Source organism: Mesorhizobium sp. ISC15 (assembly GCF_037162615.1).
GTDB lineage: Bacteria > Pseudomonadota > Alphaproteobacteria > Rhizobiales > Rhizobiaceae > Mesorhizobium > Mesorhizobium mediterraneum.
In genome coordinates this window covers 5,295,433-5,319,526 of record NZ_JAVSPX010000001.1, presented here as the reverse complement: position 1 = coordinate 5,319,526, position 24,094 = coordinate 5,295,433, and the positions used below count along the sequence as shown (strand labels likewise).

At 62.0% G+C, this 24,094-nt stretch carries 26 protein-coding genes, 1 tRNA gene and 2 pseudogenes; 19 read left to right on the top strand and 10 right to left on the bottom strand.

Going from position 1 to position 24,094, the window contains the following annotated elements; all coding sequences use genetic code 11:
- Positions 1-114 precede the first annotated feature (114 nt).
- The 3 genes from RPG13_RS25620 to RPG13_RS25610 all read left to right on the top strand — a co-directional run bounded on the left by RPG13_RS25620 (position 115) and on the right by RPG13_RS25610 (position 4,526).
- The gene (locus RPG13_RS25620) at positions 115-714 is read left to right on the top strand and encodes a YdeI/OmpD-associated family protein (protein WP_292506463.1); all 600 of its coding nucleotides are present in this window, start codon (positions 115-117) and stop codon (positions 712-714) included.
- Between the two features lie 265 nt (positions 715-979).
- Positions 980-2,185: an NAD-dependent formate dehydrogenase gene (locus tag RPG13_RS25615; RefSeq protein WP_164759188.1), complete on the top strand. Its 1,206-nt coding sequence runs from the start codon at positions 980-982 to the stop codon at positions 2,183-2,185.
- Positions 2,186-2,429: 244 nt separating this feature from the next.
- Positions 2,430-4,526 carry an EAL domain-containing protein gene (locus RPG13_RS25610; RefSeq protein ID WP_337126298.1) on the top strand — a complete coding sequence of 699 codons (2,097 nt, stop codon included), beginning with the start codon at positions 2,430-2,432 and terminating at the stop codon, positions 4,524-4,526.
- A 143-nt stretch (positions 4,527-4,669) separates the two neighbouring features.
- Here the strand turns inward: RPG13_RS25610 and RPG13_RS25605 are convergent, their stop codons facing one another.
- The 4 genes from RPG13_RS25605 to RPG13_RS25590 all read right to left on the bottom strand — a co-directional run bounded on the left by RPG13_RS25605 (position 4,670) and on the right by RPG13_RS25590 (position 6,065).
- Entirely contained in the window at positions 4,670-4,855 is a 186-nt protein-coding gene (locus RPG13_RS25605) for a hypothetical protein (RefSeq protein ID WP_127293357.1), read from the bottom strand.
- Between the two features lie 420 nt (positions 4,856-5,275).
- On the bottom strand, positions 5,276-5,485 hold the full coding sequence (locus RPG13_RS25600) for a hypothetical protein (protein ID WP_126105746.1): 210 nt from the start codon (positions 5,483-5,485) through the stop codon (positions 5,276-5,278).
- Positions 5,486-5,641: 156 nt separating this feature from the next.
- Positions 5,642-5,824: a DUF3606 domain-containing protein gene (locus tag RPG13_RS25595; protein WP_095482704.1), complete on the bottom strand. Its 183-nt coding sequence runs from the start codon at positions 5,822-5,824 to the stop codon at positions 5,642-5,644.
- Positions 5,825-5,991: 167 nt separating this feature from the next.
- A tRNA-Gln gene (locus RPG13_RS25590) sits at positions 5,992-6,065 on the bottom strand.
- A gap of 126 nt (positions 6,066-6,191) precedes the next feature.
- On the opposite strand from RPG13_RS25590, the gene RPG13_RS25585 reads away from it, so the two are divergent.
- Positions 6,192-6,578, top strand: a complete 387-nt coding sequence (locus RPG13_RS25585; RefSeq protein WP_095482703.1) for an ester cyclase — start codon at positions 6,192-6,194, stop codon at positions 6,576-6,578.
- Between the two features lie 66 nt (positions 6,579-6,644).
- Here RPG13_RS25585 and RPG13_RS25580 read toward each other — a convergent pair whose 3' ends face one another.
- Both RPG13_RS25580 and RPG13_RS25575 read right to left on the bottom strand, forming a co-directional pair.
- The gene (locus RPG13_RS25580; RefSeq protein WP_095482702.1) at positions 6,645-7,160 is read right to left on the bottom strand and encodes a hypothetical protein; all 516 of its coding nucleotides are present in this window, start codon (positions 7,158-7,160) and stop codon (positions 6,645-6,647) included.
- A gap of 596 nt (positions 7,161-7,756) precedes the next feature.
- Positions 7,757-8,227, bottom strand: a complete 471-nt coding sequence (locus tag RPG13_RS25575; RefSeq protein ID WP_095482700.1) for an Lrp/AsnC family transcriptional regulator — start codon at positions 8,225-8,227, stop codon at positions 7,757-7,759.
- Between the two features lie 160 nt (positions 8,228-8,387).
- Between RPG13_RS25575 and RPG13_RS25570 the strand changes: the two genes are divergently transcribed.
- Positions 8,388-9,134: a tryptophan 2,3-dioxygenase family protein gene (locus RPG13_RS25570; RefSeq protein WP_337126297.1), complete on the top strand. Its 747-nt coding sequence runs from the start codon at positions 8,388-8,390 to the stop codon at positions 9,132-9,134.
- A gap of 130 nt (positions 9,135-9,264) precedes the next feature.
- A complete protein-coding gene (locus tag RPG13_RS25565; protein ID WP_337126296.1) occupies positions 9,265-9,699 on the top strand; it encodes a DoxX family protein in 435 nt (144 codons plus the stop codon).
- A 45-nt stretch (positions 9,700-9,744) separates the two neighbouring features.
- On the opposite strand, the gene RPG13_RS25560 is transcribed toward RPG13_RS25565, so the two are convergent.
- Complete coding sequence (locus tag RPG13_RS25560; RefSeq protein WP_126107416.1) at positions 9,745-10,050, bottom strand: hypothetical protein; 306 nt, start codon at positions 10,048-10,050, stop codon at positions 9,745-9,747.
- Positions 10,051-10,284: 234 nt separating this feature from the next.
- Positions 10,285-10,524: a hypothetical protein gene (locus RPG13_RS25555; protein WP_292716529.1), complete on the bottom strand. Its 240-nt coding sequence runs from the start codon at positions 10,522-10,524 to the stop codon at positions 10,285-10,287.
- 77 nt (positions 10,525-10,601) lie between these two features.
- Between RPG13_RS25555 and RPG13_RS25550 the strand changes: the two genes are divergently transcribed.
- The 8 genes and pseudogenes from RPG13_RS25550 to RPG13_RS25515 all read left to right on the top strand — a co-directional run bounded on the left by RPG13_RS25550 (position 10,602) and on the right by RPG13_RS25515 (position 17,101).
- Positions 10,602-11,024 carry a hypothetical protein gene (locus RPG13_RS25550; RefSeq protein WP_337126295.1) on the top strand — a complete coding sequence of 141 codons (423 nt, stop codon included), beginning with the start codon at positions 10,602-10,604 and terminating at the stop codon, positions 11,022-11,024.
- Positions 11,025-11,027: 3 nt separating this feature from the next.
- On the top strand, positions 11,028-11,468 hold the full coding sequence (locus tag RPG13_RS25545; protein ID WP_337126294.1) for a hypothetical protein: 441 nt from the start codon (positions 11,028-11,030) through the stop codon (positions 11,466-11,468).
- A pseudogene (locus RPG13_RS25540) lies at positions 11,428-12,076 on the top strand (terminase large subunit domain-containing protein); the annotation flags it as partial. The gene RPG13_RS25545 and the pseudogene RPG13_RS25540, both read left to right, overlap by 41 nt.
- A 325-nt stretch (positions 12,077-12,401) precedes the next feature.
- A pseudogene (locus tag RPG13_RS25535) lies at positions 12,402-13,151 on the top strand (phage terminase large subunit family protein); the annotation flags it as partial.
- Positions 13,152-13,777: 626 nt separating this feature from the next.
- Positions 13,778-15,844: a hypothetical protein gene (locus RPG13_RS25530; RefSeq protein ID WP_337126292.1), complete on the top strand. Its 2,067-nt coding sequence runs from the start codon at positions 13,778-13,780 to the stop codon at positions 15,842-15,844.
- Between the two features lie 61 nt (positions 15,845-15,905).
- The gene (locus RPG13_RS25525; RefSeq protein WP_127205320.1) at positions 15,906-16,103 is read left to right on the top strand and encodes a hypothetical protein; all 198 of its coding nucleotides are present in this window, start codon (positions 15,906-15,908) and stop codon (positions 16,101-16,103) included.
- A gap of 33 nt (positions 16,104-16,136) precedes the next feature.
- Complete coding sequence (locus RPG13_RS25520; RefSeq protein WP_158302493.1) at positions 16,137-16,334, top strand: hypothetical protein; 198 nt, start codon at positions 16,137-16,139, stop codon at positions 16,332-16,334.
- Between the two features lie 197 nt (positions 16,335-16,531).
- Entirely contained in the window at positions 16,532-17,101 is a 570-nt protein-coding gene (locus tag RPG13_RS25515) for a hypothetical protein (RefSeq protein WP_337126291.1), read from the top strand.
- Between the two features lie 339 nt (positions 17,102-17,440).
- Here the strand turns inward: RPG13_RS25515 and RPG13_RS25510 are convergent, their stop codons facing one another.
- Positions 17,441-18,055: a methyltransferase domain-containing protein gene (locus tag RPG13_RS25510; RefSeq protein WP_128243030.1), complete on the bottom strand. Its 615-nt coding sequence runs from the start codon at positions 18,053-18,055 to the stop codon at positions 17,441-17,443.
- Between the two features lie 108 nt (positions 18,056-18,163).
- Between RPG13_RS25510 and RPG13_RS25505 the strand changes: the two genes are divergently transcribed.
- Both RPG13_RS25505 and RPG13_RS25500 read left to right on the top strand, forming a co-directional pair.
- A complete protein-coding gene (locus tag RPG13_RS25505; RefSeq protein ID WP_128243029.1) occupies positions 18,164-19,924 on the top strand; it encodes a portal protein in 1,761 nt (586 codons plus the stop codon).
- A complete protein-coding gene (locus RPG13_RS25500; RefSeq protein ID WP_337126290.1) occupies positions 19,921-20,244 on the top strand; it encodes a Bbp19 family protein in 324 nt (107 codons plus the stop codon). Before RPG13_RS25505 ends, RPG13_RS25500 begins: the two co-directional genes overlap by 4 nt.
- A gap of 200 nt (positions 20,245-20,444) precedes the next feature.
- Here the strand turns inward: RPG13_RS25500 and RPG13_RS25495 are convergent, their stop codons facing one another.
- Positions 20,445-20,762: a YMGG-like glycine zipper-containing protein gene (locus RPG13_RS25495; protein WP_095482688.1), complete on the bottom strand. Its 318-nt coding sequence runs from the start codon at positions 20,760-20,762 to the stop codon at positions 20,445-20,447.
- Between the two features lie 285 nt (positions 20,763-21,047).
- Between RPG13_RS25495 and RPG13_RS25490 the strand changes: the two genes are divergently transcribed.
- The 3 genes from RPG13_RS25490 to RPG13_RS25480 all read left to right on the top strand — a co-directional run bounded on the left by RPG13_RS25490 (position 21,048) and on the right by RPG13_RS25480 (position 23,937).
- Positions 21,048-21,620 carry a hypothetical protein gene (locus RPG13_RS25490; protein ID WP_337126289.1) on the top strand — a complete coding sequence of 191 codons (573 nt, stop codon included), beginning with the start codon at positions 21,048-21,050 and terminating at the stop codon, positions 21,618-21,620.
- Between the two features lie 212 nt (positions 21,621-21,832).
- On the top strand, positions 21,833-22,744 hold the full coding sequence (locus tag RPG13_RS25485; RefSeq protein ID WP_337126288.1) for a hypothetical protein: 912 nt from the start codon (positions 21,833-21,835) through the stop codon (positions 22,742-22,744).
- Positions 22,745-22,947: 203 nt separating this feature from the next.
- On the top strand, positions 22,948-23,937 hold the full coding sequence (locus tag RPG13_RS25480) for a Coat protein (protein ID WP_126105762.1): 990 nt from the start codon (positions 22,948-22,950) through the stop codon (positions 23,935-23,937).
- Positions 23,938-24,094: the final 157 nt, after the last annotated feature.

Here is a 24,094-nt window from a genome sequence, read left to right as displayed (position 1 = left end):
GGGGAGATGGCAGCTTCGCTGTCTCGCCAGCCTTGCAACGGTGGCTCCGTTGCTGCTTCATCAGATGAAGGCAAGGAGGAAACCGATGACCACCGCAAAAAGGCGGACCCTCTGATGGCGCCGGTCAAGGTCGATCCCGCCAAGGTGCACGAATTCAGCGATGCCGCCAGCTTTTATGCCTGGCTCGGCAAGCACCACGACACCGAGACAGAAGTCTGGATCAAGATCCACAAGGTCGGTTCGGGGCTGCCTTCGATCACGCCGAAGGAGGCCATCGATGTCGTTCTGTGCTGGGGCTGGATCGATGCCGTGCGCAAGGGGCTCGACGACAAGAGCTATTTGCAACGCTACACGCCGCGCGGCAGGAAGAGCACCTGGAGCCAGATCAACGTCGACAACGTCGCCCGGCTGATCGAGGAGGGGCGGATGACCGAGCATGGGCTGAGGCAGGTCGAGGCGGCGAAGGCCGACGGGCGCTGGGCGCGCGCCTATGGAAGCGGCAAGGACATGAAAATCCCCGACGACCTCCAGGCGGCAATCGATGCCGAGCCCAAGGCCAAGGCGATGCTGGCAACGCTCAGCGCACAGAACCGTTTCGCGCTCGCCTTCCGCATCCACAACATGAAGACCGAAGCCGGGCGCAAGAAGAAGATCGCGGCGTTTGTCGAAATGCTGAAGCGCGGTGAGACGATCTACCCGCAAGGGAAGAAATGAGGGTTTGTGGCCGGCCGTCACGGCAGTCGCTGCGGATCGTCATCGGGCGTACGCTCAAGTCCGACGATGGACGCGGCACTGTTGCCTGCCGCTGGCCTTGAAACCACGTCAGGCTCCTCCATCTAGTTCGCAATAGCGCGCAACTTTCCGAGGAAGCGCCAGGAGTTGCTGGCCTCCGACAAACCAGAGTGGCCGCCCGCTGGTTTTTGGCGGGCAGCCTTAACAATCGAGCGTCTTCCTCGTTGTCGGACGAAGGGAGATCAAAATGGCAAAGGTCGTTTGCGTCCTCTATGACGATCCCGTCGACGGTTATCCGTCAAACTATGCGCGGGATGGGCTGCCGAAGCTCGACCGCTATCCCGGCGGCCAGACGCTTCCCACGCCGAAGGCCATCGACTTCGAACCGGGCGTCCTGCTCGGCAGCGTGTCGGGCGAGCTCGGCCTGAGGCCATTTCTCGAAAGCGCCGGGCACAGCCTGGTCGTGACCTCGGACAAGGACGGTTCCGACAGCGTGTTCGAACGCGAGCTCGGTGATGCCGAAATCGTCATCTCGCAGCCATTCTGGCCGGCGTATCTGACCAAAGAGCGAATAGCCAAGGCAAACCAGCTGAAGCTTGCGATCACCGCCGGCATCGGATCAGACCATGTCGATCTGCAGGCCGCGATGGACCGCGGCATCACCGTCGCCGAGGTGACCTACTGCAACTCGATCAGCGTGTCCGAGCATGTGGTGATGATGATCCTGGCGCTGGTGCGAAACTATATCCCGTCCTACCAGTGGGTCATCAAGGGCGGCTGGAACATCGCCGACTGTGTGGCGCGCTCCTACGATGTCGAGGGGATGCAGATCGGAACCGTCGGCGCCGGCCGGATCGGCAGCGCGGTGCTGCGCCGGCTGCGGCCGTTCGACGTCAAGCTGCACTACACCGACCGCCACCGCCTGCCCGAGGCGGTCGAGAAGGACCTTGGCGTCACCTTCCACCCGGACGCCGCAGCCATGGTCGGCATCTGCGACGTGGTGACGATCAATGCTCCCCTGCATCCGGAGACGGAGAACCTGTTTGATGAGGCGATGATCGCCAGGATGAAACGCGGCGCCTATCTGGTGAACACCGCGCGCGGCAAGATCTGCAATCGCGACGCCGTCGCCCGTGCGCTGGAGAGCGGCCAGCTCGCGGGCTATGCCGGCGATGTCTGGTTCCCGCAGCCGGCCCCCAAGGACCATCCGTGGCGATCGATGCCGCATCACGGCATGACGCCGCATATTTCGGGATCGTCGCTCTCGGCCCAGGCGCGCTATGCCGCGGGCACGCGCGAAATCCTGGAATGCTGGTTCGAAAGCCGGCCGATCCGCGAGGACTACCTGATCGTCGATGGCGGCAAGCTGGCCGGTGCCGGGGCGCATTCCTATAGCGCGGGCGACGCCACAAGCGGTTCGGAAGAGGCGGCGCGCTTCAAGGCCAAGGTGTGAGCCAACAGGGCCTGATCCAGGCGGGATCAGGTCTCCGCAGGGGTCGAATGCGGCAGTTCGCGGGTATCGTGTAGGCGATGGGCCGGATGGCCTCCGCATCCCTCGTTGCATCGACCGGCGGGGCCAAAGAAACTGCCAGCCGTGATGTCTCCGATGGGCCCCTTCGCCCGCTCTTTGCACAGTAACGGTTTCTTCTCTGATTTCGCCGCAGAATGGCCGCGACGGAGCGGGCAAAGTCCAGGGCATGGCCGACAAGAAGAAACGCAACGGAGAGTTCTGGGAGCTGGCGCTCGAACGCGCGCATCTTGGCGTCTGGGACTGGGATCTCGCGAGCGGCGACTGTTTCTATTCGGCAATGTGGTCGCAGATGCTCGGCTATGGCGAGGGTGAGCTTGCCAAGACAAGCGATCTATGGCTGCAGCTGACGCATCCCGACGATCGCGAGCGGGCGGTGGCCAGCGGCGAGCGCCACATTGCCGGCCTGACCGATTCCATCGAGACCGAGCTCAGGCTGAAGCACAAATCCGGTCACTGGGTATGGGTTCTCGATCGTGGCGGGGTGGTCGAGCGCGATGCCGGGGGCCGGCCGGTCCGGCTGATGGGCGTCCAGACCGACATCACCAAGCAGAAGCAAGCGGAAGCAGAGCTCGAGCAGGTGAATGTGCGCTTTCGCCTGGCATTGGCCGCCAGCGGCACCGGCATCTGGCATCACGACCTCGCCGCACGCAAAAGCTACTGGGACGAGCGCACTAGGGAAATTTTCGGGCTTGTCGCCGACACCGACGAGGTGTCGAGCGACCTCTGGCACAGCTATCTGCATCCGGACGACAGGGACTACGCCGAGCGGGCGCATAAGGTGCCGCTGCAAACCCAGAAGGTCGTTGCCGTGCAATACCGCATCATCAAGCGGGACGGCGAGGTCCGACATATCGAATCGCTGATACGGTTCATCGCCGACGCTCAATCGTCGGGTCAGATCCTGGGCACGGTGCGCGACATCACCGAGGCCAAGCAACGCGAGCAGGAGCTTGCCCACGCGGCCGATCACGACGCGCTGACCGGCCTTTTGAACCGCGCCGCATTCGACCGGCTGCTGGCCCATCATATCGCAACGGCGCGCCCGCTCGCGGTCTTCTACGTCGATCTCGACTACTTCAAGGCCTTGAACGACTTCGCCGGCCACGCCGCCGGCGACCTCGCGCTGAAGAGCGTCGCCGAGGGCATTCTGGGCTGCCTGCCACGGTCGGTGCACGCCGCGCGCCTCGGCGGCGACGAGTTCGCGCTGATGGTGCCTGATTGCGACGCAGCCCAAGCCGGGCGTATCGCCGGCGCCGTTCTCGCGGCGGTTCGCGACGCCGACCTCGGCTCGACGGCGGCGTCGCGCAAGCTCGCGGCCAGCATCGGCATCGCCTTTGTCGCCGATGCGAATACCGCGGTGGCCGACGCGCTCGCCTGCGCCGACGACGCCTGCTATGCGGCCAAAGCTGCCGGGCGCAATCGCTTCGCGGTGTTCTCCCCTGAGACAACGTCCGGTTCCGGCGGCCTCAATGCGGCGCGGCTGGCAGCCGACACTGTCGATGCCATGGAAGACGGAAGGCTGAAACTGTTCGGCCAGGAAATCCATCGGCTCGGAAAGCCCTGGGAAGAGAGCCGCCATGTCGAGGTCCTGGCACGGCTCGCCGGGCGCAACGGGCGGCTGATCCCGCCGGGCGAGTTCATCCCGGCGGCGGAGCGGTTCGGCGTCGCGTCGCGGCTAGACCGCTGGATCATCAGGACGGCGCTCTCGCTTCATGGTCCGGCGCTGAAGTCGGGGGCGCTGACGCTCGGCTTCAACCTGTCGGCGCAGACGCTGAGCGACCCGCAGCTTTGGGATTTCGTCGACGCCGTCATCGATGAGACCGGGGCGCCGCATTCCGGCATCGGCTTCGAGATCACGGAAACCGCCGCGGTCACCAATTTCACTGCCGCTGAACAGTTCGTCCGCAAGGCGCGCGAGCGGCGCTGCCGCGTCAGCCTCGACGATTTCGGGGCGGGCATGAGCTCGTTCGAATATCTCCGGCGCTTTCCCGTCGATGCGATCAAGATCGACGGGTCCTTCATCGAGCATATTGCGGAGAGCCGCTTCGACCGCGAAATCGTCTCGGCCATATCGGGCATCGCCAAAAGCCTCGGCTGCTCCGTGGTGGCGGAGAAGATCGAAGAGCAGGACGCGCTCGACATCCTCAGGGATATGGGCGTTGCCTTCGGCCAGGGATTTCTGCTGCACCGGCCGGAGCCGCTGCAAGCGATCGTGGCACGAGCGAGCGCGCAAGCGGCTTTGCCGGTGGGACGGCAAGCGTAGGACTCTATCCAGGGCTGATGAGTCGAGCCGGTGGGACGGAACGCGGCCTCCGCTCAATGCTGCGCGTGTTCGTCGTGCCGCTTGAGGGGGCGGCTGCGCCTCCCTGGCCGATGCCTTACCGCCCACTGCGCCGCCTCGTGGGGCTAATTCTTCCGCTTGGCGGTGGACGGCATCGTCATGCTCACCCAGCCCTGGGCCTCGCGCATGATCTTCAGCGCTTCATCCCGCGTCAGGCCGCACTTGCGGGCAAAATAGGTCGCCTCATAGGCTTCCGCCGAAGAGACCGCGGAAATGCTGGACGGTTCCAGTTTTGACTTCTTCTTGGCCATGCCGGTTCGCCGACTGTGAATCGATTAGTCAGCTAATATAGCACCTTTGTTTGTCAAGGCAAAATCCCGGGCAAATGGCGAGCGGCAAGTGGGCGAGATCCGCCTGCCGTGCCAATACGCCATCCGTAGCCAAAGGCAGCGTTCCACGGGGAGGGAGGTTTATCCTGCAGCCGCTCGGGCCCGGCGCTGTTCGGCCTTCTCATCATCTGAAAGATGGTAAGGCTGGATAAGCACTTCCGCTGGAATGTGCCAATTCTTGTGGATTTGGTGCACCATATCCATCGTCAGCAAGCGCTTCCTGTTCAAGATTTCCGAGGCCCGCGAAGCCGAGCCGATGACTTCGGCAAGGGCCACCTGCTTCTACAGATCGATGGATTCAGTTCGGAGCGCCAGCCGTCTCAGCGCTGTGCGGTGCAACCATCAGGACGCGCGGCTCTGCCGGGCATAGATGGCGTCTGTCTCGGAGGCTGTCTCGTTCAAGAGGCGGCAAAGCGAAGCGGCCTCGTCGTGACGCAGGCCGATCAGCGCAAGCGCCGAAAACTGGGCCGGAAGATCGCGCCTGGCGTCCCACACCATCCATCGGCCGTTTGGCTCCATGACACATTCAAAGCGCAATGCACGGTCCGACATCCGACCTCCCAACGATTCACCGTTGGGTGGTATCGCGTCAAAGTAAACGAGTTATTGAAACCTGGCGTTGAATCCGGTCGATAGCGCCGGCAGGCCGGAAACAGGCGGCATGGTCAAGCCGCGGTGATGATCCAGGCCGACGCCGCCGGGTGCAGATCAGGCATTGCGGCTCGCCATATGCGCATCGAGCTTCTTCCTCGAAGGCCCGTACCGTTTGATGATCGTCGCGGCCTCGCTCGGCGGTATGCCGTATTTCTTGGCAAAGGCGGCGACTTCGTAAGGCTGCTCGCTGGAAGCCAGCTTGCGATCCTGCTTGGTCTTGGATTTGTCGTCGGCCATGTCGTCCTCCGTCACATGTGGTCTTTATAGGGCTCCTTGGTCCGACCGACCATCCTTGTCCGTTGGGAAAAGGACGGCACGCCGGCCTCGTCCTGGCATTGTTGGCGCGTTGCAGCGATCTGATCGGATCAAGACTGATCGGCTGCCCGGCACGGGCGGTCCGATGCTGGTTCCCGCTCATGGGCTCGAACCACGATTCACGCCTTCAAAGGGCGCTGTCCTACCATTAGACGAAGCGGGAATAGAGGAAGTGGACGCTGTCTAGCACTTTCTCATCCGCGCATGAAGCCGCTTCATGCAGTCATCTGCTTGAGCATGTGAGACACTGCCTTTTCAGCAGGGCCTTGTAGAGATAGGAGCAATCGCCGTGATTAAAACCGACCTCCGCGACGTCTACCGAGACTACATTGCCTGCCTGAATAAGCAGGACTGGCCGAAGCTGGGACAGTTCGTCGATGATGAGGTGATCCACAACGGCCGGCGGCTCGGCTTGTCAGGTTATCGCGAAATGCTGGAGAGAGACTTTGATGAAATTCCGGACCTTTATTTCAATGTCCAGATGCTGATTTCCGATCCGCCTTATATAGCGAGCCGACTAGGTTTCGACTGCACGCCGAAAGGAACGTTCCTTGGTCTCCCTGTAGGTGGGAGGAGAGTTTCCTTCGCCGAGAACGTGATCTATGAACTTCGCGACGAAAAGATCGTACAAGTATGGTCTGTCATAGACAAGGCGGCCATCGAAGCTCAGCTTTAGCGCGAGAGTTTATCGCGTGTATAGTCTCAAGGCAGTCTTAACCTTGCTGGATTAATGGCCCTGAGCCTAGACGCGGGTTATCGCGAACAGCCATGCCAAAAGTTCCAGCAACAATAGAAACAGGGCAAGCTGTAGCGACATGCGCAGGCGTTGAATGATCCGCCAATTGTTGGCCATGTCGGTTTTAATGCGGAGCGCAAGCGCGCGGTGCATCACATCCATAGATCCGGAAGGGTTTTGATCGACAAAGTCCTGGAGCAACTGCTCTGGATCGAAGCGGAACGTATAGGCGTAGTAGGGCCACAACATGATGACGACCAGCAGCCCGATCAGAAAAAGCAGCGCCAGCGCCAGCCAGTCCCACGGCCCGAGCCCATCCAAGAGAGCTCTGCCGCCGAGGAGAGAACTCACGAACGCGGTTGCAAAGATCAGATTGCCAGCGCGCGTATTGAGGCTCTCCACCACGTTCTGCTGGTGTTGGAGCCCACGCACCGCCTCCGCATAAACAAAGGCCAGACGAGGGTCAGGTGCCGCAGCGGGCTGGGAATGGCTTTCTCCCGCTGATGAAGGATGCTCGGGCATGAGTGCCGTCCCGCGTTCCGATATGAACAACGATATGAACAATGGCAGCTGCCTGTCTACCGCCTATCAAGTCTACCGGGTGTCAAGTCTATCGCCTGTCAGGACCGCCGGCCTTGACGCCTGAACACTCTGCCCCAGATTACCCGGCGGAGTTTCAGATATGCGATACGACTGGCAGGGGCCGCCCAGATTCCTGGAACGGCATTTCGGCATTGTTATTGCAATTGGCCTGGTCGCAGGGCTGTCGGTCCTGGCCGCGCTGGGCTACACGCCTTAAAGCCTCGGATTCGGCGCCCAAATCCCTAATGTAAGCGAAAAGTAACGGTGCGACGCAACCAGACGGGCGCCGCGTGCATTTCAATGCATGACGACGATGTTTCGCCCCGATATCCCGGCAAAATGCTGCGCATATTGCGGCGGGCGCGACCATGGCTACGAGGACTGCCCGAAGCGGAAAGCTGACGCCGAACAGCAGAAGGAGCCGGACGTCGATCCAGCCCAAAGCCCGGCACCGAGGATAGACAAGCCCGACAAAACCGCAGCCTGAACCATCCAAAACCATCCAATCGAATTAAACCCCAGCCTCTGTCGAGCGTCTATCGCTTCTGCGTATGCCCAACGGCATTGGCGAAAGAAATGCCACCCTTGATCTCGCGCATGGCCATCGAGGTGATCGTCCGCCGCACGCCGGGCAGGCGGCTGAGCTCGACGCGCAGCATCCTGTCCAGCGCCATCATGTCGACCGTCACGATCTGCAGGAGATAGTCGGCTTCGCCTGTCGTGGCGTGACAGCGCCGGATCAGCGGATGTGCCTGGACTGCGGCCTCGAAGGCTTCGGAAAGCTCGAAATCGATCGACACCTGGATGAAGGCTTCGATGCCGAAGCCGAGCTTGGCCGGATCGATCCGCGTCGAGTAACCGCGGATGATGCCGGCGTCCTCCAGCGCCTTGACCCGCTTCCAGCACGGCGTCTTGCTCAAGCCGACCTCGTCGGCAAGCGCCGCGAAGGAGATTCGCGCGTCGCGTTCCAGCGCCGCGACGATCTTCCGATCGAGGGCATCCAGCATATATCGTTCTCCAAAATCTCTTCATTAACGGACGTTCGTCCTTCATTTCCTGCATTTGGATAACAAAAAGGAACAATGTTCAAGCCAAAAGCGCTTATCCTTCAAGCTCGGACCGAACAGATGCCCTGAGCCCTATGGGCCGGGCAAAGGAGCAGCTGCCATGCACAAGCCGGACTACTATGCCCGCATCGAAGCGCCTGAAATGCGCGATTACGGCGTCTACCTCAGGTGCGACAAGCTTCTCGCCTGCCAGAAGCCGCTGGCCGAGATGGTCAATGCCGACGAGCTGCAGTTCCAGATCGTGCACCAGGTCGAGGAGCTGTGGATGAAGCTCATCACCTACACGCTGGTCGATGTCGTCGACTTCCTCGAGCAGCAGAACACGCATCGCATCGTCACGCTGATGGGGCGCGTGCATCGGCTGATGCGCATGATGACGGCGCAGCTCGACCTGCTCGAAACCATGTCGCCCAAGGAATACCAAGAGATCCGGCTGCAGCTCGGCAATGGCAGCGGCCAGGAATCGCCGGGCTTCAAACTCCTGCTGCGCATGCCGCCGGATCTGTGGCGGGCCTTCAAGGCGTCCTATCTCGATGGTCGCGGGCTCTCGGTCGAGGATGTCTACGATGCGAGATACGATCACGGCGACAGCTATGTCGTCGCCGAAGCGCTGATCGAATTCGACGAGCTGTTCCAAAAGTTCCGCGCCAACCATCTCTATCTCATCCACCGCTCGATCGGGCTGGGCGCGAAATCGCTGAAGGGCCGGCCGGTCGAACTGCTTGAGGCCGGCGCCCGCCACCGCTTCTTCCCGGAGCTGTGGGATGTCCGCTGCGAGATGACCGACCGCTGGGGCAGCCAGTACGGCACAGTGCGGGATTCGATCAGCCACCAGGCCGCCGAGTAGATCCAGGAACCCTGTCTTGCGGCGGGCCTGGCCACTTGCGCTGTCCCAGCCAGGTTCTCAGGGGACGATGTCGGGTTTGCGGCTGGTGTATCGTCCTTGGGGCGGAACCGTCGCAACCCTGGAGGACATCATGTCGTTGGAAACCGCTCATTCACCCGGTCAATCAGCGTGGCAAACCGCGGCAATTCTCATCGGCCGGCTGATCTTCGCGGCCGTCTTCCTCATGGCGGTGACTTTCAAATTCGCCGACATGGGCGGCACAGCGGGCTACATCGCCGCTGCCGGATTTCCGTTCCCGCTGTTTCTGGCCTGGTGCGCGGCCCTGCTCGAAGTCGTCCTCGTGCTGTGCTTCCTGACCGGTGCCTTCTTTTCACAGGCCGCTCTTGTCGCCGCCGCCTATGTGCTGTTCCTCGCCTTTGCCTTCCACGGGCCGTCGCACTGGGCCGGCAACCAGGCCGAGTTCGGCTTCTTCGTCGACCATTTCACCTTCGTGGCCGGACTGCTGTTTGCCGCCGTGCATGGGCCTGGCGGCGTGCTGACCTGGAAGCCTGGATCGGCGAGCTGATCGCGAACCTTCGGTCGACCTGCCATCTTTGATGTGGGGAGGGCGTCACATCTGGTCGTTGTAGGGTTCCTTCATCTGGCCGACCATGCGCGCCAGTTTCGAGAACGACGGCATGTCCGTCTCCGGCTGACACTGATTGGCCAATTCCAGCAGCCGGATCGGGAAGTTGACGGCATCGCGGCTCGATGCCGACATGCCTTCAGACCGCTCCTCGCTGGTCTCGCTGGCTTCGGCCCTGCGCAAGGCGATGTCTATCTCCTCGACCGAGAGCACGCCCTTGCGGACAAGGACCTGATTGATCGATGCGACGGCCATCAGCAGGCCTTCGAGTTGCAGATTGGCGACATTCATGGCTGTTGCTCCCATTGGCTAGAGTCCAAACGCACGAATGCCGGTTCCGATCCGGCATGGCGGTACCGGGATCGAGCGCTTCGCAGGCATTCGCGCGCGAGAGCCGCTCGATCGAGGAATTTTTTCCTTGAATTGACCGCTCCACCATTGACTTCGTGACGGCAGTTATGCTATTGATTTGGGCATGGTGCTGATTTGCGCCAACGACCCGCCCGCCGAGGCGGGTTTTTTGTTTCAGCCAATCTCCCGCAGCCATGCAACGGTCATGCGCGCTTCGTGCTCAGCCTCATGGCTGAGGGAGAACAGCCCGGATGTCCGCCATCCACGCCATTCAGGCAAGGGATAGCCATTTTCCGGATCGGCGGGAATTAGTTCCTCTTCCATCCGCTGGAAGAGGCCGCCGCGGATTTCGAACACTACGATTCGGCGGGTGGCCGTCAGGTCGGTCAGGGTTTTCGTGATCCGGTCATTCATAGTCTCGCCACGCCACTGTTGTGTGGCAAGCATCACATCGATGCATCCGTTCCGCAACGCGCGTCCAGAGAACCCCCATGTCCAGTCGTTACGCCACCATCATCATCGACGATGACGGCCGCGAGGTCATCAGCGCCATTGGCCAGTTCGAGGGCGCCCCCGATATGCGGCGCGGCCGTGTCGAACAGGTTTCGCCCGGCGTGCGGATCGGCATGGTCCGGGGCGGTCCCGTCGATGCGGCTGGTGGCTTTGGCTTTCCCTTGGCGGGCGTCGGCGACAATGCCGTGAGTGTCGTCAGGGCGGCGCTCAAAGCCGTGTCAGCGACCGGCAAGGCAAAGTCCGGCAGCACGGCTGTGGCAAAGCCCGAAGCGGCAAGCCGGCCGCGGAAACCAAAGGCAAAGCGCGCCGGCAAGCGGGCGAAATCCCCCAAGCGACCCACGCCGGCAGTCAAGAAAACGGCGAAGCCCGAGATCGTGGCGCTCGCCGGGGCTGCGGGGTAGGGCATGGCCGAGGATACTTTCGACGACGAACCGCCTGGCGTGACGGAACCCAGGTCCTCCGGCCGGCCGAAGCGGACGAAAAAGACGCTGGCCGATGGTTTTCTGGAAGCCATCCGCGCCGATTTCCGGGCGCATGGCGCCGGCGTCATCGCCGAGGTTCGCACCGAAAAGCCCGACCAGTATCTGAAGATCGTGCTCTCGGTTCTGCCCAAGGATCTGCATCTCAACATCAACAGTCTGGAAGCATTGAGCGATGACGAAATCAGGCAGCGCATCCGCGGCCTCGAAGCCGTCCTCCGGCCATTTCTCGCAAAACCGGGCCTCGCAAAACCGGGCCTTGCAAAGCCTGGCCTCGCCAAGCCTGGTCACGCAAAGCCGGGCCTCGACGGCAAAGACCGAGTATCTGAGCCTGCTGAGGGAATTGGACCGCAGACGCCGCGCTAATCAGCTTGCCGCGTACCGGCCCTATCCAAAACAGGCCGAGTTCCATGCAGCGGGCGCGACCAGCCGCGAGCGGCTGTTCATGGCCGGCAACCAGCTCGGCAAGACAAGGGCCGGCGGCGCCGAATGGGCGATGCACCTCACCGGCCGTTATCCCGAGTGGTGGCAAGGCAAGGTTTTCGACACGCCGGTGCGGTTTTGGGCGGCCGGCGTCACCGCCGAGGGCACGCGCGACAACCCGCAACGCATCCTGATCGGCCCGCCGCAGCAGCCGGCCGCGTGGGGCACCGGCATGATCCCGGCCGACGCCATTGTCAGCACCATCATGGGGCGCGGCGCGCCGCATGGGCTCGACAGCGTCGTGGTCCGCCATGGCGGTGGCGGCGATGTCCAGGCCGATGAATCGGTGCTGTCGTTCAAGAGTTTTGAGAAGGGCCGCGAGAAGTGGCAGGGCGAAACGCTGCACGGCGTCTGGTTCGACGAGGAGCCGCCGCTCGACATCTATTCCGAAGGGCTGACCCGCACCAACGCGACGGGCGGCATCACCATCGTCACCTTCACGCCGCTGCTCGGCATGTCGGAGGTGGTGTTGTTGTTTTTGTCGGCGGAGGAAGTGGAGGGAATGGGGAGGTGAGGTGGTTTTGAGACGGAGCTTTCGCTTCCGCTCACCCGTTGCGTTCCTGCGCGCCCCCCTCTGTCCTGCCGGACATCTCCCCCACGAGGGGGGAGATTGGATGTCACCCTGGCTTTCGCCAATCTCCAACGGTTGCAGGCAAGCGGGACGCGGAAACTGCCAATCTCCCCCCAAGTGGGGGAGATGTCCGGCAGGACAGAGGGGGGCGCTGTCCCGCCAGCTTTCAAAAGCTTCCGCCCAAACAACACCATACGTCCGACGACTGCCAAAACGATTCAAGCCGGAAAGCCGCACAAATGACCCGCCACGTCACCTTCATGACCATCGACGATGCCGAGCATTACACGCCGCAGCAACGCGCCGAGATCATATCAGCCTATCCAGCTCATGAGCGCGAGGCGCGGGCCAAGGGCATTCCGGTGCTGGGCTCCGGCCGCATCTTTCCGGTGGCGGAAGAACTGATCGTCTGCGAGCCGTTCCGGCTGCCGCGTTATTGGCCGCGGCTCGGCGCGCTGGATTTCGGCTGGGACCATCCCTCGGCCGCTGTCGAGCTCGCCTGGGATACGGAGGCCGATGTCGTCTATGTCTCGAAAGCCTGCCGCGCGTCGCAGCAGACGCCCGCCATGCAGGCGCTGACGCTCAAACCCTGGGGCGAATGGCTGCCTTGGGCCTGGCCGCGCGACGGCCGCCGCGAGACGCTGGAAGGGGCGGGCGTTGCGCTGGCCAAACAATATGCCGCGCACGGGCTGAACATGCTTTCCAGCCATGCGCAGTTCGCCGACGGCTCCGTCTCGGTCGAAGCCGGGCTGATGGAAATGCTCGACCGCATGCAATCCGGCCGCTTCAAGGTGTTCTCGACGCTTTTGCCCTGGTTCGAGGAGTTTCGGCTCTATCACCGCAAGGACGGGCAAGTGGTGAAGCTACGCGACGATTTGATGGCGGCGACCCGCTACGGCGTGATGATGCTGAGGGAAGCGGTGGTCGACCCGGCGGAGTTCAGGACGTTGCGGAAAAGCGGTAAGATTTCCGACCCGCTGGAAGATTATCGGTGATCTTCTCCAACACATCCTCTTCTAACACGTCAACAAGTCCCCCAAAGCAGGGGGGCCGTTAGCATACGTGATCGTGAATGTGCTGATTAACTAGCGGTTTAATTAATGTGTAAAGTTTGAAATAACTTTCATCTCGATTGGCGTGCCGCCCCACTCTAGACCCACCCGACTTCGACCGGGGGTGCGTTTGTCTGGAGCGTCGACGGCTGATGGTTCGTGCGCCATATCGCGCTGGGCTCCTGGTCGCCGACGGCATGGGGTTCCGCCTGTCTCCCCGGTGCTGGCCGCACCGATATCCATGATGCCGCAAAACTCCGAAACCTGTGAGGCGGGGCGGACGCATTGTTTCGACGGAATTCACGGGGCTTCTGGCGGCGGGGATCCGCAACGCCGGCAACTCCGCCGTCTCTCCAATAATCGTCGATCCGACAAAGCCCGCGAATGCGGCGGCCGGCATGCAATGCGATCAGCCATGCCGTGATCTCCCGCAGAGCGACCCCCTTTTGTTCAGAGCCAGTTGGGCAGGAAACAATTAGATGGCGACCATACCTCTCCAACTGGCGCAGCGCCGGCTCGATACCGGCAACGTGGTGCGATATCCGCAGGGATCGCCAACTGGCGGCGCCATGCAAGACCTGGGCGGCGAGCTTTCGGCCGTCTCCGAGCGCTTTCAACAGCGCAAAGAGCAGCAGGTGGCGTTCGACGCCGAAATTGCCCGCCGCAAGATGATGGACCAGATCGCCCAAGCCGAGGCCGATGTGGCGGGCAATGCAGCGCCCGATGGTGCCGGCCTGCATGACGCCATGTACGGCCAAGTCGATCCGCGCAGCAGCCAAGTGGTGAAGCCCGGCCTGTTCGACACGCTGTTCGACGATGCCCTGCCGAAAATACCCGAAAGCCAACGTGCCAATTTCGCCAGGCAAAAGGAGACAATCCGCGCGATGGGTTCCGAGCGCATGGCGGCGCGGCAGCAGGCGCGCCGCGACGAGTACGAGCAGGACCAGTGGACCAAGGTCGAGAATATCTCCACCAACTCCATCGCACGGAGCGACCCTAACGATACCGCGAACTTCGAGGCGATCCGACAGCACGGCCTCGACCTGATCGCCAAGATCGGCAACCCGCTTGCCAGGCAAGCGGCGGAAGTTGCCTGGCGGAGCAACACGGCCAAGGCGTTGATGCTGGCGACGATCGGCCTGGACCCGAAACGCGCCGCCGAAATGCTCGGTGCGACACAAGCCGGCGATAGGACCAAAGACGATACCGCCGCGGTTGGTGGCGAGCCGAGGCAAGACACTGCAAGCCCATCGGGCTCGAAGGGCGACCGCGTCGGACAGCTAACCCCGGAAGAGCGAACAGCGCAGGCGTTTCAAGACGACATTGCGCCCGAAGACCGGCCGGCCTTGGTCCGGCTGGCCCTCGCCGTCGATGCGGCACGACAGGTAGATACACGCGCCAATATCAGTCTTGCCGAACAGAATGCACCTGAAGCCATCAAGGATACCGGAGCCTATGACGGTCCGCTTCCCACTCCCGAGCAGTTCGTCAATGTTCATGGCGCGACGGAAGGCGACAGGCGCTTTCAGCTATTCAACCGGGCGGTCAATGTCAGCCGTCAATTCCACGACATGCGTGATGTGCCCAACAACGCAATAGACGCTATGGTCAACGACGCCAACACTAAGGCGGCCAGCGCAACGCCGGAGGAGGGCAAAGCGCGACACGACGCCATCGCCGCGGCCGCCGATCTGACGTTCAAAGCAAGGCAAGGCGATCCGGGCGGATATGTTCGCAGGGCTTTCGCGAAGCTCGATGCTGCCTGGAACAATCTGTCGAAGCTGGAAGACTATCAAGTGGCAATCGTCGGCTCCATCGCAGCCCAGCAGCAGATGGGCTTTAAGACCATACAACCGCTGCCGAATTCCGTGGCGGAACGGGTTGTCGACACGCTCCGAGATCAGAATCGACCTCCACAGGACCAGGACGCGGTTTTGCGCAATGTGCTCATCGCGACGCCTCGTGAGCAACGCCGGGCAGTGCTCGATCATTTGCTTCGAACCAGCGTATCCAAGGTTGCCGACAATACGGCCGACAGGTCGCTTCGGGCGGCAGTGGTTGATCCCATGGGTCTGCTCGACCTCGCCAATACTCCCTTGGGAGATGGCCACTCGGAACAGCATTGGGAATCCGACCACCCGATAAGCCATGATCAGGATGGCGACCAGGCCCTAAGCTGGTCCGATTGGTTCAACAGGAAGATTCCTACCTATGGCATTTACGGCGGGCCTGGCTGGACTGGCGGTACTCGGGGTGGTGGTTTTGACCTACCACCTTTTGATATTCAGGACGGATTCTATAAGCAACATGACGGGGACTATCGCGACGCGAAAACGCCGGGCGATGTAATCGCGGCCGATAGGAAACTTGTAGCGTCTTTGAAAACATACCTCGACAATGAGGATTACATGAAAGATCCGGCCTTAAAGACCGACGAAGAGCGCAACGAGGCGTCAACATATGCTTCGCGCGCAATGAAACTTTTCCAAGGTAAAATTGCTGGAGAGATGGCGCTCCATATACCGAGCGCCATAGAGATTTCGGCTCGCGATGATGCGCAAAGGGCTTACGATGACGCACAATCAGCCGTTGGACAGGCGCAATTTGGAAGTAGGATGTCATTTGGCAATTGGTAACGATCTGGATAAGCTCAGCACCCATCGTCATATATTGTGATAATTTTTTAGGGGATAACCGATGGAATTTTATATTTTCGGGTCTGTCTCATTTGTATTGGCAATAATATTGGCAGTGTTTGGTGTTATATCAAAAAGTATCGATTCCAATCGGCGTGTTTCTGTTATTTTTGTTGCGGCAATTATCAGCGTTCCAGGATATATAGTTATTTGGGATTTTGCTTTCTATAAAGAGATTTGGTTTTTTTGGTGGGGTTAAGCTGTGTGTTCCCGATTCCGCAGGAGACAATAGATGTCATTATTTTTTTGGGGATTTGTGAGCCTTGTGTTGGCGATATACTTGGCAGTAAAAGGCGTCAGGTCCAAATCATTGACCCCGCTTCAGCGCGCTTTTGTCCTTTTTGGAGCTGCAGCACTTAGCGTTCCCGGATTTTTTACTATTTATTTTTTATTCGTAGTTGCCATTCTGATGCATGACAGCCCATTCTGATTTTCAACGCCTTTAAGTAAAGGCGGTGCGCCGTCTGTGGTCGGTGATATCTGAATTATGCAAATCCCAAGGTTTCGGATGAGAGTAATCTTGTCTGGATATATAGCTTGACGGCCCAAAGCTTGGACAGCATTGGCACGGCACAGTGCACGAGCTTCGGAAATTTCGCCCTCGCACCGGGATGACGAAGGATACGCATGACGCTCCGTATCATCCCCGCAACCTTGCGCGATCTCTCCTACATCGCCGCCAATCTGCGCCCCGAGGACCGGGCCGAGATCGACTGCCAGCTCGACCATTGGTCGCCGGCGCTGCTGGCGCTCACCGCACTGCAGGGTTTTGCTTATGTCGCCGAGCTCGGTGGCAATCCGGAAGCCGGTTTTGGCGCCGCCGAGCAGCGCGGCGGCTTATGGATCGCCTGGAGCTGGGGCACGCGCCGCATGAAGCGCTGCGTGCCTGGGATTACTGAGTTCTTTCACGCTGTGCTCGGGCCGCAGGTCGCTGCGCGCGGCGCCTGGCGGGTCGAGGCGCGGGCGCTGGCTGCCAATGAATTGGCGCTGCGCTGGCTTGCCCGGCTCGGCGCTACGCAACGTTGCCGTCTGCCGGGCTACGGCCGGAACGGCGAAACCTTCATCCTCTATGACTGGACAAGAGAAAGCTGGAACCATGTGCCTGTTTCAAAAACCACCCGCCCTGAAGCCGCTGCCACCGACACCGACCATTGCCGACAAGGACGTGCAGGCGCGCGAGGCAGCGCTCCGGGCTGAGCTCGAGCAGCGCCAGGGAACGCTGAGCACTGTCAAGACCGATCTGTCGCCCGGTGATCTCACCGGCCAGCGCCGCGTGCTTCTGGGGGTGTGAAATGGGCGCGATGAAACGGGTGTTCAGGAGCCGGGGCGACTGGCCCTGGTGGTATTGGCGGCGTCTGGCAAGGTTGGTGAAGCGGCGAGGATAATCTCCCCCCTTGAGGGGGAGATGTCGCCGAAGGCGACAGAGGGGGTCGTCGCGCGTAAAGCGCCAACCTCCACTGCCGCAAGAGAGGAAGCCGCGTCTGGTCGTGCCGACCCCCTCTGGCCTGCCGGCCATCTCCCCCTCAAGGGGGGAGATTACGCCTTTTTCGCGAACGCCCAGACCATCAGCGGGTATTCCTCGTCGTTGCTCAAATCGCGCCATAGGCCGTAGGCGCGCACCGGGCCGCCGATATGGGCTTTGGCGCAAGCTTTGTTGCCCCAGCCGAACACTTCTATGTCGGCTTCGGCGAAACCGCCTTCGACCATCACCTGCTTCAGGCCGGCGGGGGTCCAGCGGTTGTAGTCGTGCGGCCTGGCATGCACTCTGAACAGGAACGGTGTCGCTACCATCGCCCAGCCGCCCGGTCTGGTCATGGCATGGATATTCTGTGCCGCGGCGAGCGGGCGTTGCACATGCTCCAGCACCTGGTCGGCAATGACGACGGAATATTGCCGGTCGGTGCGGTCCTTGCAGATGTCGAAATCGGGGAAATCGACCGAGGTATAGTTGGAGCACATCGTCTTCCAATAGCGGTTCCAGCCGGGCGAAATCTCGATCACGTCAGATGATTTGCGGCCGTCCGCCTCAAGAAACGCGGTGAACGCCTCGATCTGCCTGATGCGCAGCCAGTTGCGGGAATCGTAGCCGATAAGCCGCTTTGCAACCTGCTTGCTTCGCCTCGTCAGGGCACCGGGTAGGCTCTCCGTCATTGTCACATCGACCTCCTTAAAGGCCCGCCGCGCCTCCCTTGAACATCGCAAAAGCGGACAAAATTCGACCGCGCTAAAATAAGCTGAGATCACCGAAGAAAGATTGCCATGACGAGCGATTCCCGTGCCCACGATATCCTGTCGCGACAGGCCGAACTGGAGAGCGAGCGCAGCCAGTATGAGGCTGTCTGGGAGGCGGTGTCGGAATTCTGCGATCCCGATGCCCCCGACATCTGGAGCGGCCGCCGGCGGTCCGGACCGGCCTCGCAGGCCGAACGGCAGGAGCGGCGCGGTGCCCGTGTCTACGCCAACACGATCAACTCGGCCGCCAACCGGCTGGCCGCCGGGCTGGAAAGCCTGATCATTCCGCAGTCGGAAAAATGGCACGGGCTGTCGACCGCCGCCATGAATGACGAGGAGAGCGACGAGGAAAAGGAATGGGCGGAAGCGCTTCGCGATTTCCTGTTCTCGCTGCGCTATTCCGCCAATTCGAATTTCGTGCCGGCAACACAGGCCTGCCTGCGCAATGTCGTGCGCTACGGTCCGGCCTATCTCTATGCCGAGGAGGGTTTTGGCGGCACGCTGATCCGCTATGCCTCGATCCCGGTGGTCGAAGGTTTTCTCTCGCGCAACCGCTGGGGTCAGGTCGATATTTTCCACCGCCGCTATGAGCGCACCGCGCGGCAAGCGGCGCAGCTGCTCGGCTATGAGAAGCTGCCGGCACGGATCAAGATGCTGGTCGACGACCCGGCCAAATGCGAGACGAAGATTTCGCTGATCCAGTGCATCCAACCGCGCGACGAGCGCAAGATGTACCGGCTCAGCGGCTCCTACCAGTATCTCGACACGGCATTCGCTTCCTATCACGTCATCGAGGACGAGGAGGTCATCGTCAGGGAAAGCGGTTTCCGCTCCTTCCCGGTGTCGTGCTTCAACTGGCGCCGCTACGAGGGCGACCCCTATGGCATCTCGCCGACCATCGAGGCGCTGACGACGGTGCGCGAGGAAAACGCCGTGCGCCGGTCGGGCCTCAGGGCGCTGCAGCAGATCACCGATCCGGCGACCGCCTCGAAGGCGCGGCTCGACTATGTGCCGGTGCTTAATCCCGGCGAGAATTATCCCGGCCTGATCGACGACCAGGGAAGGCCGCTGATCGCGCCGATCGCCACCGGCCAGAACCCGACCTATGCGTTCAATTATGCCGACAGCCGGGCCGAGGAGATCCGCGACATGATGTTCGTCAACCTGTTCCAGACGCTGGTGCAGAACCCGCAGATGACGGCAACCGAAGCCTTGATCAGGCAGGAAGAGAAGGGCGCGCTGCTCGGACCGTCCGGCTCGATCATCCAGGCTGGATTCGCCAGCAATCTCGACCGCGAGTTGGGCATCCTCGAGGACAAAGGACTGTATGAGGAAGACAGCCGCTTCCTGCCGCCGGCGAGCCTGGCCGGCAAGGCGGTGCGACCGACCTTCACCGGGCCGCTCGACGTCCTGCGCCGCTCGGCCGAGGCGCGCGACACCATCCAGGTGGTCACCACGGCCATGCAGATGGCGCAGTTCGATCCCGGCGTCATGGACAATATCGACGGCGACGAGGCGCTGAAGATCGTGCAGGGCGCCGGCCGCAGCCCGCAACGCATCTTTCGCCGCCAGGACGAGGTCGCCGGTATCCGCGACGCCAGAGCCAAGGCTCAACAAGCCCAGGCTGGTATGGCGGCGATCGCCACTGCCGGCAAAGTGGCCAAGGATGGGGTGCCGGCGGCGATTCAGGCGCGCGACAGCGGCCTGCTCGATGGTTTGCAAGGCATGCTGCAGGGTGGTCAGCCTGACACGTCGGGCGGCCCGGCTGCGCCGGGTGCCGGCGCATGAGCCGGAAACGTTTTGCCCGTTCCGGGCAGGCCGGCGGTCCGGCCAAGGCGCGTGATGCGCTGACCAAGGCCTATCTCAGGGTTTTCTCCGGGCAAGACGGCGAGATGGTGCTGGCCGATCTCGCGGCGACGACGGGCTATTACCGCCGCCCGTCCTATGGCGAATGGATGGCCCGGACCAGGACACCGAATGGCTTCGAACTGCACAGCGCGCTGAGCAACGCGCGCGCCGAAGTGGTGCAGCACATTATGGGGTTCCTGACGCTGGATGAGGCGCAGCTGGCGGCGCTGGAGAAGGCGGCGAGGCTGGAAAGCAAGTGATCCCTTCTCCCCTTGTGGGAGAAGGTGGATCGGCGCTTTAGCGCCGAGACGGATGAGGGGTGTTGGAAGAAATGAGAGGCTGGCTACCGAGTCACCGATCTGGACGAGGTGTGCGCCAAGCTAGAACACCCCTCATCCGGCCGCTTCGCGGCCACCTTCTCCCACAAGGGGAGAAGGGAAGACCAGCGCCGGCGCTACGCTCAATAATTGCCGTCGTAGTAGCGGTCGTCGCAAGGTGCGGTGTAGATGCGGCCGCTGTTGCGGTCCTGATAGCGGCAAAGCTGTTCGCCGCGCCGCTGCGGCGTGGTCGCACTGCCCACCACCGCACCCAGCAGGGCGCCGCTGGCTGCGCCGATGACGGTGCTCTTGGTGTTGCCGCCGATCGCCTGACCGACGAGAGCGCCGCCGGCGCCGCCGATCAATGCGCCGGTTCCGGCTCTCTGCTGGCCTTCGGTCTGCGCACACCCTGCCAGCACGGCAGTCAGAAGCGCGGCGGCAATGGCTTTCTGCATGGTCATTTGGAGTCCTCCTTTAAAGCCTTGGGTCAATGCTTTGCCAAGTGCGGTCGCATTGCGGCGGAACAGGGGCACCATGCCTCACGAAATAAGACATGGTTTCTTTCGTCTTGACGGCCCAAGCCTTCCGTTCGGAAAGATCATGGTTAGACAAAAAGATCATAAAGATCATGGTTTAACAAGACGATAGAGCCTGGACCCTATCGAAATGAATCAGGCTCCGGCCGTGACGAACCCGCCTGCGGCGGTCCAGCCGATCCCCCAAATCCCCCAAGAATGGAGAATGCCATGACCCGAGGTCTTTCCCGGACGCTTTCCCGTGCCGCGGCCCGAGAAGCCGGCTTTGCGACGCCCAAAGCCGGGCTTGCCGTCAGGACGAGCGGGCAAGGCGGCGCATATCGCACCGTCTTTTCGTTCAACGCCATGCAAGTGCCGGTCACCGATGCGCTTGCCTATGCGAGTCAGAAGCTTTTCGATTTTCTCGACGGCAAGGTGCGCATCAAGGGCGGCACCGCAAGGCTGCAATTCGCCGTGCTGACCACACGCGCCTCGACCATCAACGACAATGCGGCACTCACCTGGTCGCTCGGGTCGGCGGCGGCGTCGAGCGCCGCGCTCACAGGCACCATGGTCAACGTTCTGGCCGCGACCGGCCGCACGCTGGACGGCGCCGGTGCCGCGCTGTCGGCCGCCTCGGTCGCCGACGTGGCTGCGGCAGCGACGCTCGACGGCACGGTGACGCCGGTCGACCTCTACCTCAACCTGGCGTTCGCCACCGGCACCGACATCGACGCCGATGGCACGCTCGCCATCACCGGCACGATCACGCTGCTGTGGGAGAACTGGGGCGATAACGCGTAGCGTTAATCTCCCCCCTTGAGGGGGAGATGTCGCCGAAGGCGACAGAGGGGGTCGGTGCGACCGGGCGCGACCTCAGCGACAGATGGAGGTTGGCGCTCCACGCGTTGGTACCCCCTCTGGCCTGCCGGCCATCTCCCCCTCGAGGGGGGAGATACTGGGCTCCGCCGCCAGCTCCTATCATCGGCCTTTAACCTCACAAAAAGGAACATCTCATGACAGATCTGGCAGACGCCGGGTCCGTGGCTGCGCAGACGCAGCCGGCGGGCAACCTTGCACGGCCACCGGCCAACGGGGACAACGGGTCAGCCCCGTCGGCCGGCAAGAGTTGGTTTGACGGTCTTTCCGAAGGCAACCGCAAGCTCGCTGAAACCAAGGGCTGGACCAAGCCTGAAAGCCTCGATCGGGTTTTCACGTCCTATGCGGAGCTGGAACGGCAACAGGGTGAGAGCCTGCGCGTTCCCGCGGCGGACGCACCTGGGGAAGACTGGGACAGGTTCCATGCCCTGCTTCCCCTGGCGATGCGTCCGCTGACGTCGCCTGACAAGGTCGAGTACAAACGCCCCGACGGGCTCCCCGAAAACTTCGCCTATTCGGACGAGCTTGCCAACGCCTCCAAGGCGTGGGCGGTCGAGGCAGGCGCGACCCCAAAAGTCGCGCAGGCCTATCACGACAAGTTCGTGGGCTACATGGCCGAGCAGGCCAAGATGCAGCAAGAAACCCTGGCGCGTTCGGTCGAGACCACCCACGACGACTTGGTAAGGGACTGGGGACCGACCGACAGCGATGGCTTTCGCCAGAGGCTGGAGGTCGCCAACCGGGCGATGAAGAAGCTCGGCCTGGTCGATGCCTACAAGGCGAAAGGCATCCTTCTGTCTGACGGGGCGCTGACCGATCCGCAGATCGCCAAGGCGTTCCACGCCATCGGCGAGGCGATGTTCAGGGAAGACACGATCGACGGCGGCGCGGCTTTGAGTGGAGGCAACCCCTTCAAGCGCAACGCCGCCGGCGAACGCAACCTGACTGATATCTCAGCCCTCGTCAAAAGCGACCCCGCCCGCGCCCGGCGGCTGGCACGCGAGGCCGGCGAAAACCCCGATCTGTGGATGCCCAACAACCCCCTCTAAAGCTGTGTCGATATCCAGGTGATGCCGGCCTGCAAACGACGGCTTTCTGCGCTTCCGGTGCTCACGGACCCAAATGTCCGCTCCGCTCCAGTTCTCAAAAGCCACCTTGTTTGGTCGCTTCGCGCCCGTCTTCGACTCCGGCTCGGCCTGACCTGAATCTCAACACACCTTCTCCGCCAATCAACCCATGAAGGAAGACAAAAATGGCAGACGCCTACACCCGTATCGCGGACGCGATCGTTCCGTCCGTTTATGCACAATACTCGTTCGAGGAGCATGTCCAGTCGCTCGAGATCTATCAAGCCGGGATCCTGTTTTCCGACCCGGCCATCGCCTCGAAACTCTCGATGGGGGGCCGCTCCGTCGACATGCCCGGCTGGAAGGATCTCGGCAACGATCCGTCCGAACCGGTCAATGACGATCCGGCCGACTCGATCGAGATGAAGAAGATCGGCGCGCGCCGCGAGGTGGCTGCCCGCAATGTCCGCGCCCAGGCGTGGGGCATTCCGGACCTGACCTCGATCCTGGCTGGCGACGATCCGCAGAAGCTGATCGTGCGTCGCCAGACCGACTACTGGCAGCGTGCCAACAAGCTGACGCTGCTCGGCATCCTGAAAGGCGTGCTGGCCGACAACCTCGCCAATGATGCGGGCGACCTCGTCCGCGTCACCGGCGCCTCCATCGTCGACACCGATATCATCGAGGCCGCCTATCTGATGGGCGACCGCGCCGACAAGTTCAAGACGATCTGGATGCACTCGAAGCAGATGAAGGCGCTGAAGCTTGCCGACCTCATCGATTATGTGCCGCCCTCCGAGCAGGGCGGGCCGCTGATCCCGTACTACATGGGCTTGCGGGCCGTCGTCGACGACGACATCCCGGTCGCGGCGGGCGTCTACACTGCATTCATGTTCAAGGACAAGGCGATCCTGTGGAACGAGTTGCCGGTCAACACCGAAGGCGGGCCGCTGGAGTTCGACCGCAAGCCGCGCCAGGGCCATGGCGGCGGCGTCACCGAAATGGTCGGCCGCCGGCACTTCGTCCCGCACGTTCCGGGCACGCGCTTCCTCGACGCCTCCTCGGCCGGCGAATTCGCCACTGACGCCGAGCTTGCGCTGGCGGCGAACTGGGACCGCACTGCGTCGAGCGTCAAGAACATGACGTTCATCGCGCTGAAGACGACCGAGGCGTGATCGGACCGGAAGGGCGGGAGCATCAGACCTCCCGCCCCTTCCGGACACCAGGTCGGCCCAATGTAGCGAATTCCAGATTCACGCGCTGTGCTGCTCCAGAGTGAAACAAGTCTTGGGGCTCGCAACATATTCATGTTGCACTTTAATCAATCGCCGT

What these genes read in the sequence shown, in the direction of transcription:
- RPG13_RS25620 (WP_292506463.1), top strand. Translation starts at nt 115, where the DNA reads ATGGCGCCGGTCAAGGTCGATCCCGCCAAGGTGCACGAATTCAGCGAT.
- RPG13_RS25615 (WP_164759188.1), top strand. Translation starts at nt 980, where the DNA reads ATGGCAAAGGTCGTTTGCGTCCTCTATGACGATCCCGTCGACGGTTAT.
- RPG13_RS25610 (WP_337126298.1), top strand. Translation starts at nt 2,430, where the DNA reads ATGGCCGACAAGAAGAAACGCAACGGAGAGTTCTGGGAGCTGGCGCTC.
- RPG13_RS25605 (WP_127293357.1), bottom strand. Translation starts at nt 4,855, where the DNA reads ATGGCCAAGAAGAAGTCAAAACTGGAACCGTCCAGCATTTCCGCGGTC.
- RPG13_RS25600 (WP_126105746.1), bottom strand. Translation starts at nt 5,485, where the DNA reads ATGTCGGACCGTGCATTGCGCTTTGAATGTGTCATGGAGCCAAACGGC.
- RPG13_RS25595 (WP_095482704.1), bottom strand. Translation starts at nt 5,824, where the DNA reads ATGGCCGACGACAAATCCAAGACCAAGCAGGATCGCAAGCTGGCTTCC.
- RPG13_RS25580 (WP_095482702.1), bottom strand. Translation starts at nt 7,160, where the DNA reads ATGCCCGAGCATCCTTCATCAGCGGGAGAAAGCCATTCCCAGCCCGCT.
- RPG13_RS25575 (WP_095482700.1), bottom strand. Translation starts at nt 8,227, where the DNA reads ATGCTGGATGCCCTCGATCGGAAGATCGTCGCGGCGCTGGAACGCGAC.
- RPG13_RS25570 (WP_337126297.1), top strand. Translation starts at nt 8,388, where the DNA reads ATGCACAAGCCGGACTACTATGCCCGCATCGAAGCGCCTGAAATGCGC.
- RPG13_RS25565 (WP_337126296.1), top strand. Translation starts at nt 9,265, where the DNA reads ATGTCGTTGGAAACCGCTCATTCACCCGGTCAATCAGCGTGGCAAACC.
- RPG13_RS25560 (WP_126107416.1), bottom strand. Translation starts at nt 10,050, where the DNA reads ATGAATGTCGCCAATCTGCAACTCGAAGGCCTGCTGATGGCCGTCGCA.
- RPG13_RS25555 (WP_292716529.1), bottom strand. Translation starts at nt 10,524, where the DNA reads ATGAATGACCGGATCACGAAAACCCTGACCGACCTGACGGCCACCCGC.
- RPG13_RS25550 (WP_337126295.1), top strand. Translation starts at nt 10,602, where the DNA reads ATGTCCAGTCGTTACGCCACCATCATCATCGACGATGACGGCCGCGAG.
- RPG13_RS25545 (WP_337126294.1), top strand. Translation starts at nt 11,028, where the DNA reads ATGGCCGAGGATACTTTCGACGACGAACCGCCTGGCGTGACGGAACCC.
- RPG13_RS25530 (WP_337126292.1), top strand. Translation starts at nt 13,778, where the DNA reads ATGCAAGACCTGGGCGGCGAGCTTTCGGCCGTCTCCGAGCGCTTTCAA.
- RPG13_RS25525 (WP_127205320.1), top strand. Translation starts at nt 15,906, where the DNA reads ATGGAATTTTATATTTTCGGGTCTGTCTCATTTGTATTGGCAATAATA.
- RPG13_RS25520 (WP_158302493.1), top strand. Translation starts at nt 16,137, where the DNA reads ATGTCATTATTTTTTTGGGGATTTGTGAGCCTTGTGTTGGCGATATAC.
- RPG13_RS25515 (WP_337126291.1), top strand. Translation starts at nt 16,532, where the DNA reads ATGACGCTCCGTATCATCCCCGCAACCTTGCGCGATCTCTCCTACATC.
- RPG13_RS25510 (WP_128243030.1), bottom strand. Translation starts at nt 18,055, where the DNA reads ATGACGGAGAGCCTACCCGGTGCCCTGACGAGGCGAAGCAAGCAGGTT.
- RPG13_RS25505 (WP_128243029.1), top strand. Translation starts at nt 18,164, where the DNA reads ATGACGAGCGATTCCCGTGCCCACGATATCCTGTCGCGACAGGCCGAA.
- RPG13_RS25500 (WP_337126290.1), top strand. Translation starts at nt 19,921, where the DNA reads ATGAGCCGGAAACGTTTTGCCCGTTCCGGGCAGGCCGGCGGTCCGGCC.
- RPG13_RS25495 (WP_095482688.1), bottom strand. Translation starts at nt 20,762, where the DNA reads ATGACCATGCAGAAAGCCATTGCCGCCGCGCTTCTGACTGCCGTGCTG.
- RPG13_RS25490 (WP_337126289.1), top strand. Translation starts at nt 21,048, where the DNA reads ATGACCCGAGGTCTTTCCCGGACGCTTTCCCGTGCCGCGGCCCGAGAA.
- RPG13_RS25485 (WP_337126288.1), top strand. Translation starts at nt 21,833, where the DNA reads ATGACAGATCTGGCAGACGCCGGGTCCGTGGCTGCGCAGACGCAGCCG.
- RPG13_RS25480 (WP_126105762.1), top strand. Translation starts at nt 22,948, where the DNA reads ATGGCAGACGCCTACACCCGTATCGCGGACGCGATCGTTCCGTCCGTT.